Below are 17513 nucleotides of genomic sequence, written 5' to 3'. Positions count from 1 at the left end.
TGGCGAACTTCGCCTCTTTACCCGCCGTAGCGCCTAGCAGGAGCCCCATGGAGCAATTTCGCAATATCGGTATCATCGGCCGCCTCGGTAGCTCCCAGGTGCTCGATACCATTCGCCGACTGAAAAAATTCCTGCTGCAGCGGCATCTGCATGTGATCCTCGAGGACACCATCGCCGAAGTCCTGCCTGGCCACGGCCTGCAGACGTCCTCGCGCAAGTTGCTGGGCGAGGTCTGCGACCTGGTCATCGTGGTCGGCGGCGACGGCAGCCTGCTGGGCGCCGCTCGCGCCCTGGCCAAGCACAACACCCCGGTGCTGGGCATCAACCGCGGCAGCCTGGGCTTTCTCACCGACATCCGCCCTGACGAGCTGGAGGTAAAAGTCGCCGAGGTCCTCGACGGCCATTACCTGGTGGAAAACCGCTTTCTGCTCCAGGCCGAGGTTCGCCGTCACGCCGAAGCCATCGGCCAGGGCGATGCGCTCAACGATGTGGTGCTGCACCCGGGCAAATCGACGCGCATGATCGAGTTCGAGATCTACATCGACGGCCAGTTCGTCTGCAGCCAGAAGGCCGACGGCCTGATCGTCGCCACGCCGACCGGCTCGACCGCCTACGCGCTGTCGGCGGGCGGTCCGATCATGCACCCCAAGCTCGATGCCATCGTCATCGTGCCGATGTACCCGCACACCTTGTCTGGCCGGCCGATCGTGGTCGACGGCAACAGTGAGCTGAAGATCGTGGTGTCCAAGGACCTGCAGATCTATCCGCAGATTTCCTGTGACGGCCAGAACCATTTCACCTGTGCCCCGGGCGACACCATCACGGTGAACAAGAAGCCGCAGAAGCTGCGCCTGATTCACCCGCTGGATCACAATTACTACGAGGTATGCCGGACCAAACTCGGTTGGGGCAGCCGCCTGGGTGGTGGAGGCGAGTGATGCTCGATCCAGCCCGTAGTTACGACCTGATTGGTGACGTGCACGGCTGTGCACACACCCTCGAACGCCTGCTCGATGCCCTTGGCTACAAGCGCCAGGGCGGCGTCTGGCGCCATGCCCAGCGCCAGGCGCTGTTCCTCGGCGATATCATCGACCGGGGCCCACGGATCCGTGAGGCGCTGCACATCGTCCATGACATGGTCGATGCGGGCCAGGCCTACTGCATCATGGGCAATCATGAGTACAACGCCCTGGGCTGGAACACCCCGGCCTTGCCTGAAAGCGGCAAACAGTTTGTCCGTGAGCACACCCCGCGCCACGGCCGCCTGATCTACGAAACCCTGACCCAGTTCGAGCAGCATCCGGGCGACTGGCATGACTTTCTCGAATGGTTCTACGAACTGCCGCTGTTTATTGATGCCGGACGCTTCCGCCTGGTCCATGCCTGCTGGGACCCGCGGCTGATCGAGCCCTTGCGCCAGCAGTACCCGCAGGGCCGCATCGATGAGCATTTCATCCAGGCGTCCGGGGAGTCGGACAGCTTTGCCGCGATGGTCTGCAACCGCTTGCTGCGCGGCACCGACATGCGCCTGCCGGATGGTCTGACCCTGACCGGCGGCGACGGCCTGACGCGGGCCTTCTTCCGCACCAAGTTCTGGGAAGAAGACCCGCAAACCTACGGCGATATTGTCTTCCAGCCCGACGCCTTGCCGGAAAAAGTCGCCAGCACGCCGTTGAGCCACAGCCAGAAGAACGCCTTGTTGCGCTATGGCGAGGAGGAGCCGATGCTCTTTGTCGGCCATTACTGGCGCAGCGGCAAGCCGGCGCCGATCCGCTCCAACCTGGCCTGCCTGGACTACAGCGCCGTGCTGTACGGCAAGCTGGTCGCGTATCGACTCGACGATGAAACCCGAATAGACCCGCGCAAGTTCGTGTGGGTCGATGTGGACCGGCCGGAGGCCAGCCAATGAGTGCAGTGGTGGTGTTGCGCATGCCCTTGAACACCGATCTGAGCGGCTTTGTCGGCCTGCTGCGGCGCCTGCAGGTACCGCACCGGGTCAGCGAGGAGGGCGGCGACCAGGTGTTGTGGGTGGCGGAAAACCTGGCCGAGGATGTGCGCGAACTGTACCAGCGCTTTCCCGAGGGCAACGCCGACTTTGAACCACCGGCCGGCGCCACGCTCGCGCCACCGGCCCGCCCGGGCTTCGCTGAGCAACTGCGGGCGAGCAAGGCCACCGCCGCGGTGTTGCTGTTGTGCCTGATCGTTGCCGGCCTGACCGGGCTGGGCGACAACTTCGCCACCCTAAGCTGGCTGACCTTTCTCGATTTTCGCGTGCAGGGCGAGTACCTGTACTTCACGCCGCTGGCGGCGAGCCTTGCCGATGGTCAGTGGTGGCGGCTGTTTACGCCGATGCTGGTGCACTTCGGCATCCTGCACCTGGCCATGAACGCCTTGTGGTACTGGGAACTGGGCCGGCGCATCGAGCTGAGGCAGGGGCCCTGGTCGCTGCTGAGCCTGACGTTGCTGTTCAGCCTGGTATCCAATGCCGCGCAGTACCTGTTCGGCGGTCCGAGCCTGTTTGGCGGGCTTTCCGGGGTGCTGTACGGGTTGCTCGGGCATGTCTGGCTGTACCAGTGGCTGGCGCCCAACCCGGTCTATCGCATGCCGCGCGGGGTGCTGGTGATGATGCTGGTCTGGCTGCTCTTGTGCCTGTCCGGGCTGGTCAGCCTGCTCGGCTTTGGCCAGATTGCCAACGCCGCCCACGTCGGTGGGTTGTTGGTCGGTTGCCTTAGCGGGCTCTTGGGCGGGGCGCTGGCCCGGCGTAAACTGACGGCTTGATTTGGGAGACGCTATGTCCACTTTTGCGCAAATGATCGAAAACATCACCCCGGAAATCTACGAAAGCCTGAAACTGGCCGTGGAACTGGGTAAATGGGCGGACGGGCGCAAGCTCACCACCGAACAGAAAGAACTCTCGCTGCAGGCGGTGATCGCCTGGGAGATCCAGAACCTGCCCGAAGAGCAGCGCACCGGCTACATGGGCCCGCAGGAATGCGCCTCGAAGTCGGCACCGGTCGCGAACATCCTGTTCAAGTCGGATGCGATCCATTGATCGAACTCGGCCGCGGCTCCATCAGTAAAATGTCGGCGCGTCTCGACGCGCCTGTGGTGCAGTACGCTTTTCGTCTGGGCGAGCAGGAAGTGCCGGTCAATCCGCTGATCGGCAAGACCCTGCGCCTGGAATACCTTGGGGCCATCCATTGCACCCACTGCGGTCGCAAGACCAAGACCAGCTTCAGCCAGGGTTATTGCTACCCGTGCATGACCAAGCTGGCGCAGTGCGATGTCTGCATCATGGCCCCGGAAAAATGCCATTACGACCAGGGCACCTGCCGCGAACCCGGCTGGGGCGAGCAGTTCTGCATGACCGATCATGTGGTCTACCTGGCCAACTCCTCCGGCATCAAGGTCGGCATCACCCGTGCCAGCCAGTTGCCTACCCGCTGGCTCGACCAGGGCGCCAGCCAGGCCCTGCCGATCGTGCGCGTTGCCACCCGCCAGCAGTCGGGGCTGGTCGAAGACCTGTTCCGCAGCCAGGTGGCCGACCGCACCAACTGGCGCGCCTTGCTCAAGGGCGATGCCGAGGCGGTCGACCTGCTTGCGGTGCGTGAGCAACTGTTCGACAGCTGCGCCGAAGGCTTCAGTGCCCTGCAGACGCGTTTCGGCCTGCAGGCCATCCAGCCGCTCAACGACAGCGAAGTGCTGGAAATCCGCTACCCGGTCGAGGCCTATCCAAGCAAGATCGTCAGCTTCAACCTGGACAAGAATCCCGTGGCTGAAGGTACGCTGCTGGGCATCAAGGGCCAGTACCTGATCTTCGACACCGGCGTGATCAATATCCGCAAATACACGGCGTACCAGCTCGCCGTGCATCAGTAAAAGGACCGCCACATGCGTACCGAACAGCCGCAAGTGATCTACCTCAAGGACTATCAGGCGCCCGAATACCTGATCGACGAGACGCACCTGACCTTTGAACTGTTCGAGGACCACAGCCTGGTCCACGCGCAGCTGGTCATGCGCCGCAACCCCGCTCGTGGTGCCGGCTTGCCGCCGTTGGTGCTGGATGGCCAGCACCTGGAACTGCTGAGCGTGGCCCTGGATGACCAGGCCCTGAGCGCTGGCGACTACCAGCTTGATGACAGTCACCTGACCGTGCAGCCAAAGGCTGCGACCTTCACCCTCGACACCAGCGTGAAAATCCACCCCGAGAGCAACACTGCACTGGAAGGCCTGTACAAGTCCGGCAGCATGTTCTGCACCCAGTGCGAGGCCGAAGGGTTTCGCAAGATCACCTATTACCTCGACCGCCCGGACGTGATGAGCACGTTCACCACCACGGTCATTGCCGAGCAGCATCGCTACCCGGTACTGCTGTCCAACGGCAACCCGGTCGGCAGCGGCCCGCAGGAAGATGGCCGGCACTGGGCGACCTGGGAAGACCCGTTCATGAAGCCGGCCTATCTGTTTGCCCTGGTGGCCGGTGACCTGTGGTGCGTCGAAGACAAGTTCACCCGCCAGTCGGGTCGCGACGTGACCCTGCGCATCTATGTCGAGCCGGAAAACATCGACAAGTGCCAGCACGCCATGACCAGCCTGAAGAAGTCCATGCGCTGGGACGAAGAAGTCTATGGCCGCGAGTACGACCTGGACATCTTCATGATCGTGGCGGTCAACGACTTCAACATGGGCGCCATGGAAAACAAGGGCCTGAACATCTTCAACTCCAGTTGCGTGCTGGCCCGCGCCGAAACCGCCACCGACGCCGCCCATCAGCGGGTCGAAGCCGTGGTTGCCCACGAGTATTTCCATAACTGGTCGGGCAACCGTGTGACCTGCCGCGACTGGTTCCAGCTGTCGCTCAAGGAAGGCTTCACGGTGTTCCGTGATTCGGAGTTCAGCGCCGACATGAACTCGCGCACGGTCAAGCGCATCGAGGACGTCGCCTACCTGCGCACCCACCAGTTTGCCGAAGATGCCGGTCCCATGGCTCACGCCGTGCGCCCGGACAGCTTCATCGAGATTTCCAACTTCTACACCTTGACCGTCTACGAGAAAGGTTCGGAAGTGGTGCGCATGGTCCGCACCCTGCTGGGTGCCGAAGGCTTCCGCAAAGGCAGCGACCTGTATTTCGAGCGCCACGACGGCCAGGCCGTGACCTGTGACGACTTCATCAAGGCCATGGAAGATGCCAATGGCGTCGACCTGAGCCAGTTCAAGCGCTGGTACAGCCAGGCCGGTACACCCCGCCTGGCGGTCAGCGAGCACTATGACAGCGCCGCCCGGACCTACAGCCTGACCTTCCGCCAGAGCTGCCCGGCCACCCCGGACAAGGTCGAGAAAAAGCCGTTTGTGATTCCGGTCGAACTGGGCCTGCTCGACGCCCAGGGCAACGACATCGCCCTGCGCCTGCAAGGCGAAGCGGCGGCTGCGGGTACCTCGCGGGTGCTGCAGGTGACCGAGGCCGAGCAGACCTTCACCTTCGTCGATGTTGCAGCCAAGCCGCTGCCGTCGCTGCTGCGTGGCTTCAGCGCGCCGGTCAAACTCAGCTTCCCGTATGATCGCGACCAGTTGATGTTCCTGATGCAGCACGACAGCGATGGCTTCAACCGCTGGGAAGCCGGGCAGCAACTGTCGGTACAGGTGCTTCAGGAGCTGATCGCCCAGCACCAGCAGGGCAGTGCTCTGGTGCTCGACCAGCGTCTGGTCACCGCGCTGGGTGCAGTGCTGGCCAATGAGCAACTGGATCAGGCCATGGTCGCCGAGATGCTCTCGCTGCCGAGCGAGGCCTACCTCACCGAAATCAGCGAAGTGGCCGATGTCGATGCCATCCACGCAGCCCGCGAGTTCGCCCGCAAGCAGATCGCCGACCAGCTGTTCGATGCCCTCAATGCCCGCTACCAGGCCAACCGCGGGGTATCGCGCAGTACCGAGTACGTGGCCGAGGCCGAGCATTTTGCTCGCCGCAGCCTGCAGAACATCGCCTTGTCGTACCTGATGCTCAGCGGCAAGCCGCAGGTGCTGGCCGCGACCCTGGAGCAGTTCGACGCCTGCGACAACATGACCGAGCGCCTGACCGCGCTGGCCGTACTGGTCAACTCGCCGTTCGAGGCTGAACGGGCCAAGGCGCTGGAGGTCTTTGCCGAGAACTTCAAGGACAACCCGCTGGTCATGGACCAATGGTTCAGCGTACAGGCAGCCAGCACCCTCCCGGGCGGTCTGGCGCGGGTCAAGGCGCTGATGCAGCACCCGGCGTTCACAATGAAGAACCCGAACAAGGTCCGTGCCCTGATCGGCGCCTTTGCCGGCCAGAACCTGGTCAACTTCCATGCGGCGGACGGCTCCGGCTATCGCTTCCTGGCGGACCTGGTGATCGAGCTCAATGCCCTCAACCCGCAAATCGCCTCGCGCCAATTGGCACCGCTGACCCGCTGGCGCAAGTACGACGGTGCTCGCCAGGCGCTGATGAAGGGCGAACTGGAGCGCATCCTGGCCTCCGGTTCGCTGTCCAGCGATGTGTATGAAGTCGTGAGCAAAAGCCTGGCCTGACGGCCACCTCGCGGGGCAAGCCCGCTCCTACAAACCCCGTAGGAGCGGGCTTGCCCCGCGATATTTTCCCGCTTAACAAAACATAACGTCCCGTTCGTTGTCAGCCCTTCACAAACCCCGATAGGATGGCTCCCAGCTATTGCGGGGCTCTGGAACACGGTTTTTGGCAGTACCTGCAAATAGATTGACCCAAATAACAATAATCGGGGGACAGATCTATGACCGAGCCTTATATGGCAGGTACCGGCGGCGCTGCGCGCGTCCGCCCATGGGCATTGGCCGCCAGCGGGTTGCTGGTGATGGCAATGGGGATGTGGGCCAGTACGGTTCAGGCGGCTGCCACCGAACCGAAGGTCTACTCCACCGAATCGGCCAAGGCCGAAAAGAGCCTGCTGCTCGACGTGACCCAAGCCGGCCCGCGCCTGATCGCTGTCGGCGATCGCGGCCATATTCTCTTCTCCGATGACCAGGGCAAGTCCTGGACCCAGTCCAAGGTGCCAACCCGGCAACTGCTCACCGCCGTTTATTTTGTCGACGACAAACACGGCTGGGCGGTCGGCCATGACGCACAGATCCTCGCCAGCAGTGATGGTGGTGTGACCTGGACCAAGCAATTCGAAGACCTCAAACGTGAAGCGCCGCTGCTGGATGTCTGGTTCAAGGACGCCCAGCACGGCTTTGCCGTGGGCGCCTACGGTGCACTGCTGGAGACCACCGACGGTGGCCAGCAGTGGAGCGAGGTCGGTGACCGCCTGGACAACGAAGACCAGCTGCACCTCAACGGTATCGCTGCCGTCAAGGATGCCGGCCTGTTCATCGTTGGCGAGCAGGGCAGCATGTTCCGCTCCAGCGACGACGGCCAGACCTGGCAGAAGCTCGAAGGCCCTTACGAGGGTTCGCTGTTCGGCGTGATCGGCACCGCCCAGCCACGCACGCTGCTGGCCTATGGGCTGCGCGGCAATCTCTATCGCTCCACCGATTTCGGCGACAGTTGGCAGCAGATCGAACTGAAAGCTGCGCGCGGGGCCCTCGAATTTGGCCTGGCAAGCGCTACGCTTCTCGCTGATGGCAACCTGGTATTGGTCGGCAATGGCGGCACCGTCCTGCGCAGCAGCGACGACGGCCAGACCTTCAGTGTATTCAACCGCGCCGATCGTATCGCCCTGGCGGGTGTCAGCGGTCGCAATGGCGAAGGGCTGATCCTGGTCGGCCAAGGCGGCGTGCACCTGGCTTCGGCCAAGGGCGCCGAAGGAGAGCAGCCATGACCAGTCGGGAGCAGTTCAACATGAATCAGCAGCAGCACCATCAGGACAAGGCGACGCTGCTTGAGCGCCTGATCTTCAATAACCGCCCGGTGGTGATTCTCATCTGCCTGCTGGTCAGTGTGTTCCTGTTCTGGCAGGCCACGCAGATTCGTCCTTCGACCAGCTTCGAGAAAATGATTCCGCTCGAGCACCCCTTCATCGAGAAGATGCTCGAACACCGCAACGACCTGGCCAACCTCGGCAACACCGTGCGTATCTCGGTCGAAGCTACCGATGGCGATATCTTCAGCAAGGAGTACATGGAGACCCTGCGTCAGATCCACGACGAGGTCTTCTATATTCCCGGTGTCGACCGTTCCGGCCTCAAGTCGCTGTGGAGCCCCAGCGTTCGCTGGACCGAAGTGACCGAAGAGGGCTTTGCCGGTGGCGAGGTCATCCCCAACACCTACGACGGTTCGGCCGACAGCCTCGACCTGCTGCGCAACAACGTGCTCAAGTCAGGTCAGGTCGGGCGCCTGGTGGCCAACAACTTCAAATCGAGCATCATCGACGTGCCGCTGCTGGAGTCCTACCCGGACCCGCAAGACCAGGGCAAGTTGATCAAGCTCGATTACCAGCAGTTCTCCCACCAGCTTGAAGAGAAGATCCGCGACAAGTTCCAGGCCCAGAACCCCAATGTGAAAGTGCACATCGTCGGTTTTGCCAAGAAGGTCGGCGACCTGATCGATGGCTTGATCATGGTGGTGATGTTCTTCGGCATTGCCCTGGTGATCACCTGGGTGCTGTTGTACTGGTTCACTTGGTGCATCCGCAGCACCATCGCCGTGCTGATCACCACCCTGGTGGCGGTGGTCTGGCAACTGGGGCTGATGCACGCGGTAGGTTTCGGGCTTGATCCGTACTCGATGCTGGTGCCGTTCCTGATCTTTGCCATCGGTATTTCCCATGGCGTGCAAAAGATCAACGGCATCGCCCTGCAATCGAGCGACGCCGACAATGCCCTGACCGCCGCGCGGCGTACATTCCGGCAGCTGTTCCTGCCGGGGATGATCGCCATCCTGGCCGACGCCGTGGGCTTCATCACCCTGCTGATCATCGACATCGGTGTGATCCGCGAGCTGGCCATCGGTGCGTCCATCGGTGTGGCGGTGATCGTGTTCACCAACCTGATCCTGCTGCCGGTGGCGATCTCCTATGTCGGCATCAGCAAGAAGGCAATCGAGCGCAGCAAGAAGGACGCGACCCGCGAACACCCGTTCTGGCGCCTGCTGTCCAACTTCGCCAGCGCCAAGGTGGCACCGGTGTCCATCGTCCTGGCCCTGCTGGCCTTCGGTGGCGGCCTCTGGTACAGCCAGAACCTGAAGATCGGTGACCTTGACCAGGGTGCGCCGGAGCTGCGCCCGGACTCGCGCTACAACAAGGACAACAGCTTCATCATCGACAATTACTCCACCAGCTCCGACGTGTTGGTGGTGATGGTCAAGACGCCGTCCGAAGGCTGCTCGGTGCACTCGACCATGGCGCCGATCGACGAGCTGATGTGGAAGATGGAGAACACCCCGGGCGTGCAGTCGGCCATCTCGCTGGTGACGGTGTCCAAGCAGATGATCAAGGGCATGAACGAAGGCAACCTGAAATGGGAAAGCCTGTCGCGCAACCCGGACGTCCTCAACAGCTCCATCGCCCGTGCCGACGGCCTGTATAACGCCGATTGCTCGCTGGCACCGGTGCTGGTGTACCTCAACGACCACAAGGCCGAGACCCTGGACCGTGCGGTCAATGCGGTCAAAGAGTTCGCCGACACCCACAACAAGGAAGGCCTGGAGTTCCTTCTGGCAGCGGGTAACGCCGGGATCGAGGCGGCCACCAACGAAGTGATCAAGTCGGCCGAGCTGACCATCCTGATCCTGGTGTACATCTGTGTGGCGGTGATGTGCATGATCACCTTCCGCTCGTTCGCCGCGACTTTGTGTATTGTCCTGCCGCTGGTGCTGACCTCGGTGCTGGGCAACGCCCTGATGGCCTTCATGGGCATCGGTGTGAAGGTGGCGACCCTGCCGGTGGTGGCGTTGGGTGTGGGTATCGGTGTCGACTACGGCATCTACATCTACAGCCGCCTGGAGAGTTTCCTGCGGGCTGGCCTGCCGCTTCAGGAAGCCTACTACCAGACGCTCAAGTCCACCGGCAAGGCGGTGCTGTTCACCGGCCTGTGCCTGGCCATCGGCGTGTGCACCTGGATCTTCTCGGCCATCAAGTTCCAGGCCGACATGGGCCTGATGCTGACCTTCATGCTGCTGTGGAACATGTTCGGTGCGCTGTGGCTGCTGCCGGCACTGGCACGGTTCCTGATCAAACCGGAGAAAATGGCGGGCCAGGAGAGCAAGTCGCTCTTCGCCCACTGAGTGAAATCGCGGGGCAAGCCCGCTCCTATCCACGGTAGGAGCGGGCTTGCCCCGCGATGCTTTCAGGTATCATGCCGCTTTCAGCCTGACGATACCTTCGCAATGACAACCCTTTCCCAAGCCCTGCAAGCCTGCGACATGCTCCTGATCGACGGCCTGCATGCCTTTGACTTCACCTTCGACGACACCGGCTTGCACATCGAGTGCATGGACGGTCGGGCCCTGAAGAAGTGGAACTTCACCACCGAGCAGATCGCCGCCGCCCGTGCCGAGGGCCAGGACTGGCTGATCGCTGCCGACGCCAGCGAGCATCGACTAGTCTGTATGAGTGCCTTTCGCGCACCGGACGAGGATGACGATGAAACGCCAGCTGACGACCCTGTTGATCGCTAGTGCCATGAGTGTCTGTGCCACCGCCCACAGTGCGCAGTTGCTGGTGGGCAGCTACACCGATGGTGCCAGTGAGGGGCTGTACCGTTATGCCTTCAGCAGCGTCAGTGGCCTGATCGGCGAAAAGCCGTTGCAGGTGCTCAAAAGCGAAAACCCTTCCTGGTTGACCCTCTCGGTGGATAACCGGCTGCTGTTTGCGGTCAACGAGAACGGTGAGGGCAAGGGGCAGGCCAGCAGCTTTTCCATCAGCGCTAAAGACGGCACCCTCAAACCCTTGAACCAGGTCAGCAGCGCCGGCGACGAGCCGACCCACGCCAGCCTCAGTCACGACCAGCGCTACCTGTTCGTTGCCAACTACGGTGTGCAACCCACGCCTGGCGGCAGCCTGAGCGTGCTGCCGGTGGACAAGGACGGCAAGTTGCAGGCTTCGGTACAGCAGGACCGCCACAAGGCCAGCGGCGCCAATCCGCAGCGTCAGGCCGGCCCCCATGTGCATTCGGTGGTGTCCTCGCCCGATGGGCATTTTGTCTTCGCCAGCGACCTGGGCGCCGACAAGGTATTCATCTACCGCTACGACGGTGCCAGCCCCAAGCATCCGCTGAGTCCGGCCGAGCCGCCTTCGGTTGATCTGCCGCCTGGCAGCGGGCCGCGTCATCTGGAATTCAGCAGCGATGGCAAACAGGCCTACCTGACCCTGGAGATGAGCGCGCAAGTGGTGGTCTTCGAGCACAACGACGGCAAGCTGACCGAGCGCCAGCGCCTGCCGTTGACCGAACAGAACGATGCCGCCGCCAAGGCCGCGGGCGCCTTGCACCTGTCGGCCGACGGGCGATTCCTGTACGTCAGCAATCGCGGCACGGCCAACGAGATTGTGGTGTTCGCCGTGGATGACGACAGCGGCAAGCTGATGAAGGTGCAACAGCGCAGTGTGGAGGGCGATCACCCCCGCGAGTTCACCTTCGACCCGTCCGGCAAGTTCCTGTTGGTGGCCAACCAGAAAAGCAACGAGATCGTGGTGATCCGTCGTGATCCGCGCAGCGGCATGCTCGGTGAAACCGTACAGAAGCTGCCCCAGGCCGCGCCCTCCGACCTGAAGTTTGTCGACTGACTATCAACCGCCTTGATAATGGCTACTGCTGCAATGAATTTCTGTGCGCCGCGTCAGCGGCGTAAGTTTGGACCAAGGCCCGAGACGGCCACTTCAAACCACAGACTTCGAGGTCAGCGCCATGAACTTCAACATCTTCCCGGTCATTGCCGCTTCTGCCATTTCTGCTTCGGTTGTGTTGCCTGCCCACGCTCAGGTTGAAATCAGCGAGCGCAAATCCTCCACCCCCAGCTACACCCAGAAGTACCTGCAACAAAGCGCCCACTTCTATGCGGCGCTGGATCACAAGTCTGCAGGCGCGGGCGTGACTCACGCTCAATCCATCACTTCGCCATGACCGCCTTGAACAACGCCGACTCCAGCCACCCTTGCAGCCAGGCGCGCAGGCGCGGGTAGGGCGCCTCGGCGAACCACTGCGGCTCGACCCCGGCAAACTGGCGCATCAACGGCATCAAGGCGGCGTCCGCCAGGCTCGGATATTCGGCGAACAGGTACGGCCGCTGCGCCAACAGGGCCTCCAGCTCCGCCAGCCAGGCTTCGGCCTGCTGGCGATAGTGTTCACGGGAGTGCTCCGGGTAACGTTCGGCGTACTTGTACAGGTTCACCTGAACCTTGAAGTCACGGTCGTTACGCGCAATCAGCGCATCGGCCGCCTGCGCCGCCACCGGGTCGGCGCGCAGCAGCCAGTCCTGCGGATCATGCCGGGCCAAGGCCCAGCGCACGATCTCCAGGCTCTCATCGAGCACGCCTTCACCTGTACTCAATACCGGCACCGTACCCTTGGGCGATAGCGCGAGCAGTTCGGCAGGCTTGGCCTTGAGGCTTACTTCGATAACCTCCACCGGGCACTCGGCATAGCGCAGCGCCAGGCGTGCGCGCATGGCCCACGGGCAGCGGCGAAACGAATACAGGATCATCCACTGACCTCCACGCTGCTCAAACCATTGCCTTGGCGCCGCACCTGGATCTGCACCGGGATGCGTTCATGCATTTCCTGCACATGGGAGATCACCGCGACCTTGCGGCCCTGGGCCTGCAGGCCATCCAGGGCATCCATGGCCAGTTGCAGGGATTCCGGGTCCAGGCTGCCAAAGCCTTCGTCGATAAACAGCGACTCGATGCGCAGGGTGCTCGAAGCCATCGACGCCAGGCCCAGGGCCAAGGCCAGCGAGACCAGGAACGTCTCGCCGCCAGACAGCGAATGCACCGAGCGCAGTTCGTCGCCCATTTCAGTGTCCATCACCAAGAGACCGAGCAGGCTGCCGCCACGCTTGAGGCGATAACGGCGGGCCAGCTGGCGAAGCTGGGCGTTGGCGTGGTGCACCAGAAGGTCCAGGTTGTAGCCCTGGGCGATCTTGCGGAAGGTGTCGCCGGTGGCTGAGCCGATCAGGGCATTGAGCCGTGCCCAGCGTTGCCACTCGCTATACGCTCGGGCAATTTGCTCGGCCAGGGCCTGGTTGGCCTGTTGCCGACGCTGGTCGTCGGCCTGCTCGGCGCGCAGTTCGGCGCAAGCCTGTTCGCTGATCGCAAGCTGGCCTTGCAGGCTTTCCATCGCCTGTTCCAGCGCCTCGGCGGGCAACTCGAGCGTGGCCAGGGCCTGATGTTGCTCCAGGCGTTGCTGGCGTTCCTTGAGCAGGATCTGCGCTTGTTCCAGGGCTTTGTCGCTGTCTTGCAGGCGCTGGCGCAGTTGCGCGACGGCGTTGTCGTCCAGCGCCAGCAGTTGCTCAAGACCACTGTCATCGAGCTCGGGATGAGCCTGGCGCCATTGCGCGATCTGCGCCCGGACGTCGTTGCTTTCCTGCTCCAGTGTGGTCAGGCGTTCCTCGTTGGCTTTCACCTGCGCGGTCAGCTCGATCAACTGTGCCTGGGTGTCCTGCAAGTGGCGGGCAGCCTGGGCATCGAGCTGGCGTGCCTGTTCCACGGCCTGCTCCAGGTGCTGCTGCCACTGCTCGGCGCTGGGTTGCTCACCGATCAGGGTCGTGAGGCTTGCCTGGCTGGCGTGTTGCTGACGCTCAAGTTCGGCGTACTGCTGCTGCAGTTCCTGTTGTTTCTGCACGCGTGTCTGCTGCTGAAGCTGGGTCTTGTCCAGGGTCTGCTGGCGTTCGCTGAGCTCTTGCTGTTCATCCTTTTGCCGTTGCAGCAGGTCCAGCCGCTGGGCCAGTTGCTGGTCCAGGCGCAGGAACGTTGCGGCCGGCGCCTGGCGCAGGTCGTCGAGTATCTCGGCTGGCAGCAGGTTGGCGAAACTGCCCAGGTCTTGCTCCAGGCGTTCCTGATCGGCAGCCAGGGCCTGCTGTTGATGGTTCAGTTGCTGATTGGCCTGCTGGCAGGCCTCGGTCGCCGCGTTCAGTTGTTGCTGCAGGCGGGCGGCGTCTTTTTGCAGGGTCAGCAGGGTGTGCTGGCGCTGCTCGTCGCGGCTGATGTCGTCGTTCAGGCGTCGCGCCTGCAATTCCAGCCAGGCCGTTCGCTGGCTGATGTCCTGCTCGCAGAGCACCGGGAAGAGTTCATGGGCCTGCAGGGTGGGTGACAGGGCCTGCTGTTGCTCGGCCAACTGCTCCTGCTGGTGCAGGTACTCCTTGATCTGGCCGTTGACGCCGCCCAGCTGTGTACGCAGTTCGTCGAGCTGCTGCTTCAGCGCATCGACTTCCTGCTGGGCGTTGCGCTCTTCGTCCTGGTCATGCCGACCCAGGCTCTGCAGCAAGGCTTCGGGCTGATGGTAGGGATGTTCCTGGCTGCCACACACCGGGCAGGGCTGGTCGTCCTGCAACTGTGCGCGCAACGCTTCGACGCTCTGGCTGCGGGCCAGGCGCTGGCGCTCCAGCAATTGCCGGGTGACGTTCAGCGCCTGCTCGGCAGCGGTCAGCCGGGTCTTGCCGTTGAGGCCTTCGCTGATCAGTTGCTCGCGTTGCTTGAGGGCGCTCTGCTGGCGCTCGCGCAGGGCCGCGAGGCGCTGGTCCAGCTCGTGTTGTTGGCCCCAGAGCCGGCTGAGTGCTTCCACCTGGCGTTGCTGTTGGCGGTTTTTCTGCAGCAGCTCGCCCAGCAGACCGACCTGCTCGGCCAGGGCGTCGGGCTCGGCCTGGGCTTCGTGGTAGAGCAGGGCGATGGCGGCACGTTGTTGCTCCAGCGCCTCACTCGCCTGGGTCGCCCTCTCTTGCAGGCCGGGCAGCTCCGCGCGGCCCTGGTTGAGGCGGTTGCCCAACTGCATCAGTTGTTGCAGACGATCGCGGTAGGCGTTCCAGGCTTCGCTGAGGCCAGCGAGGGAAGCACTTTGCGCCAGTTGCTCGCTGATCTGGCCGAGGCGTTGCTCGGTCAGTCGCTGTTGTTCGAGCAGGTTGGCCAACTGCTGTTGACCCTCGCTGCAGGCAAGTTCCGCTTGCAGCTTGAGGGATTGGCAACTGGCCAGTTCCTGGGACAGGCGCGCCAGGGTGTTCTGCTCGGCAAAGGCCTGGCGCAGCAACGGTGCGCTTTCGCTTTGCTGCGCCAACGCTTGCGCCAGCGCCTGCTGGGCATCGAGTTGTTGCTGCTGCAACTGCTGCTGATGCGTGAGCAAGGCGTTGTGCTGCTGGTGCTGGGCACTGATGCTGGCGGCCAAGGGTGACAGCTGGCTGTCGAGCGCCTGCTGGCGGGCGAATTGATGCCGTTGCGGGGCCAGGTGCTCCAGGCGTTTCAGGTTCAGGCGCTCGTCGTGCAGGCTGTCGCTGTGCTGTTGGGCACTGAGCAGTTGTTCGCTGCTGCCCTGGACTTGGGCTTGCAGTTGCAGCAGTTCAGTCATCCAGGCCCGTTGCAGCTCAAGCTGGCGCAGTTGCGCCTGCTCACCCTTGAGCTGTTCCACGGCCTGGTTGTAGCGCTGGTCGAGTTCGGCGCGAGCCTCCGGCGACAAGGGCATGACCCCGGCGGCCTGGTCCTGCAGGGCCTTGTGGGCCTCCTCGGCCTCCTTGCTCTTGCTGTAGGCGCGGCGCCCCAGTTGGCTGTAGATCGCCGTATTGGTGAGCTTTTCCAGCAGCTCGCTGCGGTCTTTGTCGTCGGCCTTGAGGAAGGCGCTGAACTCGCTCTGGGCCAGCATCACGGCGCGGGTGAACTGCTCGAAGTTAAGGCCCAGGCGCGATTCGATCAGTTGCTTGTACTCAGCCTTGCTCTGGTTGCTCAGCAGTTGGTCGCTGTCCAGGTCGTGCAGGCTCTGGCGGCTGCCTTGCAGCTTGCCATTGGCCTTGTCGCGGGCGCGGTTGGCTTCCCAGCGGGCGCGGTAGCGGCGCCCGTCGATGCCGACGAAGTCGACCTCGGCAAAGCCGCTGCCGGTACCGCGGCGCAACAGGGTGCGCGGGTCGCTGGTGAGGATGTCGCTGTCGACTTCCGGCAGCTTGGTTTCGCGGCCGATGTTGCTCAGCCGCGGTACCGCGCCGAACAGTGCCAGGCACAGGGCATCGAGCAGGGTGCTCTTGCCCGCGCCTGTGGGGCCGGTGATGGCGAACAGGCCGGCGCTGGCCAGGGGTTCGGCGGTAAAGTCGATTTCAAAGGGACCGGCCAGGGAGGCCAGGTTCTTCAGGCGAATGGCAAGAATCTTCATGGCTGCTCCTCCTCGTGCTGGACGTCCTGCAGCAGCAGGGCGAAATCGGCCAGGGTCTGGTCGTCCACGGCGCTGCCGTAGGCCTGGGCCCAGGCACGGCTGAACAGTTCGTGCGGGGTCATTTGCCCCAGCTCCACCAGTGCATCCTCGTCCAGGTCCTCGCCTGCGCGGTTGCCGGCGTATTCGGCGCCGATGCGCACCAGGCGCACGGCTTTACCCTGCAACGCGGTTTCCAGTTGCTGGCGCAGGTCGGGTTGCGGCTCGTCCAGTTGCACCCGGATCTCCAGCCAGGGCTGGCGTTGCGGGTCTTCAAGCAGGTCGATCACCGGCAAGTCGGCCAGGTGTTCGAGAATCTCGCTCAGCGGCGCCGGGCCCAGGCGCTGCAAGTGCACCGCCCGCGGCACCAGGCGCGACTCGACGCTGGCCAGCGTGGCGCCGTCCAGTTCGATTTCGAGGATCTGGTGCTGATAACCGATCTCGGAGAACGACAGCGGGATCGGCGAACCACTGTAGCGAATACGCTCTTCGCGGTTGACCCGCTGCGGCTTGTGCAGATGCCCCAGGGCCACGTAGCTGATGTCCTTGCTGAACAGGCTGGCAGGCAAGGCTTCGGCGTTGCCGATGATCAGGCTGCGTTCGGAGTCTTCCGAGATCGAACCGCCGGCCATGTGTGCGTGGCTCACGGCGATCAGTGCCTGGCCCGGCTTGCGCCGTTCGAGCGCGGCCTCGATCAGGCGCTCGTGGACCTGGCGGATACCGCGCAGGTAATCGTCGCCCAGATGGGCGCCGGTCACTTCGGCCGGGCGCAGGAACGGCAAGGCCAGGCACCAGGCGGTGACCTTGCCGCGGGCGTTGGTCAGCGGGATCAGCAGCCGGTCGCTGTCGAGGACGCCTTCGTCGAGCCACTGCACCCGGCCCAGGGCGTGGGTGCGCAGGCGCCGCATGAGCGGCGCCGGCAGCTCGATACGAGAGCCCGAGTCATGGTTGCCGGCAATCATCACGATGTTCAGCTTGGGTTGCTGTTCGTGGGCCTGGACGATGAAGTCGTAGAGACGCTCCTGGGCTTTGACCGGTGGGTTGACCGTGTCGAAGATGTCGCCGGCGATCAACAGGGCATCGGGCTGGCGCAGCTTGAGCTGGCCGAGCAGCCAGTCAAGAAAGCAGGCGTGTTCAAAATCGCGTTCTTGGCCATGCAGGGTTTGACCCAGGTGCCAGTCGGAGGTGTGAAACAGACGCAT

The 17513-nt window shown here is 63.3% G+C and carries 14 protein-coding genes; 11 read left to right on the top strand and 3 right to left on the bottom strand.

Annotated elements, in window-relative coordinates; genetic code table 11:
• Positions 1-47 precede the first annotated feature (47 nt).
• The 11 genes from U9R80_RS19475 to U9R80_RS19425 all read left to right on the top strand — a co-directional run bounded on the left by U9R80_RS19475 (position 48) and on the right by U9R80_RS19425 (position 12051).
• Positions 48-938, top strand: a complete 891-nt coding sequence (locus tag U9R80_RS19475; RefSeq protein WP_028945842.1) for an NAD(+) kinase — start codon at positions 48-50, stop codon at positions 936-938.
• Entirely contained in the window at positions 938-1909 is a 972-nt protein-coding gene (locus U9R80_RS19470; RefSeq protein ID WP_301841738.1) for a metallophosphoesterase, read from the top strand. The genes U9R80_RS19475 and U9R80_RS19470 overlap by 1 nt, the downstream gene beginning before the upstream one ends.
• Positions 1906-2778: a rhomboid family intramembrane serine protease gene (locus U9R80_RS19465; protein WP_301841736.1), complete on the top strand. Its 873-nt coding sequence runs from the start codon at positions 1906-1908 to the stop codon at positions 2776-2778. Before U9R80_RS19470 ends, U9R80_RS19465 begins: the two co-directional genes overlap by 4 nt.
• A 13-nt stretch (positions 2779-2791) precedes the next feature.
• The gene (locus U9R80_RS19460; protein ID WP_301841735.1) at positions 2792-3052 is read left to right on the top strand and encodes a YeaC family protein; all 261 of its coding nucleotides are present in this window, start codon (positions 2792-2794) and stop codon (positions 3050-3052) included.
• Positions 3049-3879 carry a DUF2797 domain-containing protein gene (locus U9R80_RS19455; RefSeq protein WP_301841733.1) on the top strand — a complete coding sequence of 277 codons (831 nt, stop codon included), beginning with the start codon at positions 3049-3051 and terminating at the stop codon, positions 3877-3879. The genes U9R80_RS19460 and U9R80_RS19455 overlap by 4 nt, the downstream gene beginning before the upstream one ends.
• Positions 3880-3891: 12 nt before the next feature.
• On the top strand, positions 3892-6549 hold the full coding sequence (gene pepN / locus U9R80_RS19450) for an aminopeptidase N (protein ID WP_301841732.1): 2658 nt from the start codon (positions 3892-3894) through the stop codon (positions 6547-6549).
• A gap of 218 nt (positions 6550-6767) precedes the next feature.
• Entirely contained in the window at positions 6768-7814 is a 1047-nt protein-coding gene (locus U9R80_RS19445) for a WD40/YVTN/BNR-like repeat-containing protein (RefSeq protein WP_301841730.1), read from the top strand.
• On the top strand, positions 7811-10216 hold the full coding sequence (locus U9R80_RS19440; RefSeq protein ID WP_301841729.1) for an efflux RND transporter permease subunit: 2406 nt from the start codon (positions 7811-7813) through the stop codon (positions 10214-10216). Before U9R80_RS19445 ends, U9R80_RS19440 begins: the two co-directional genes overlap by 4 nt.
• A 102-nt stretch (positions 10217-10318) precedes the next feature.
• The gene (locus tag U9R80_RS19435; protein ID WP_301841728.1) at positions 10319-10609 is read left to right on the top strand and encodes a DUF5629 family protein; all 291 of its coding nucleotides are present in this window, start codon (positions 10319-10321) and stop codon (positions 10607-10609) included.
• Positions 10575-11714 (top strand): lactonase family protein, encoded by a 1140-nt coding sequence (locus U9R80_RS19430; protein WP_301841727.1) that lies wholly within the window; start codon positions 10575-10577, stop codon positions 11712-11714. The genes U9R80_RS19435 and U9R80_RS19430 overlap by 35 nt, the downstream gene beginning before the upstream one ends.
• A gap of 121 nt (positions 11715-11835) precedes the next feature.
• Positions 11836-12051 (top strand): hypothetical protein, encoded by a 216-nt coding sequence (locus tag U9R80_RS19425; protein ID WP_301841726.1) that lies wholly within the window; start codon positions 11836-11838, stop codon positions 12049-12051.
• Here U9R80_RS19425 and U9R80_RS19420 read toward each other — a convergent pair.
• The 3 genes from U9R80_RS19420 to U9R80_RS19410 are packed head-to-tail and all read right to left on the bottom strand — an operon-like array spanning position 12038 to position 17513.
• Positions 12038-12631 carry a glutathione S-transferase gene (locus U9R80_RS19420; protein ID WP_301841725.1) on the bottom strand — a complete coding sequence of 198 codons (594 nt, stop codon included), beginning with the start codon at positions 12629-12631 and terminating at the stop codon, positions 12038-12040. The genes U9R80_RS19425 and U9R80_RS19420 overlap by 14 nt on opposite strands.
• On the bottom strand, positions 12628-16275 hold the full coding sequence (locus U9R80_RS19415; RefSeq protein WP_301841724.1) for an AAA family ATPase: 3648 nt from the start codon (positions 16273-16275) through the stop codon (positions 12628-12630). The genes U9R80_RS19420 and U9R80_RS19415 overlap by 4 nt, the downstream gene beginning before the upstream one ends.
• Positions 16272-17513, bottom strand: coding sequence for an exonuclease SbcCD subunit D C-terminal domain-containing protein (locus U9R80_RS19410; RefSeq protein ID WP_301841723.1), 1242 nt, complete (start codon positions 17511-17513; stop codon positions 16272-16274). The genes U9R80_RS19415 and U9R80_RS19410 overlap by 4 nt, the downstream gene beginning before the upstream one ends.

The organism is Pseudomonas sp. JQ170C, assembly GCF_035581345.1.
Lineage (GTDB): Bacteria > Pseudomonadota > Gammaproteobacteria > Pseudomonadales > Pseudomonadaceae > Aquipseudomonas.
This window is presented reverse-complemented; position numbering and strand designations above follow the sequence as displayed.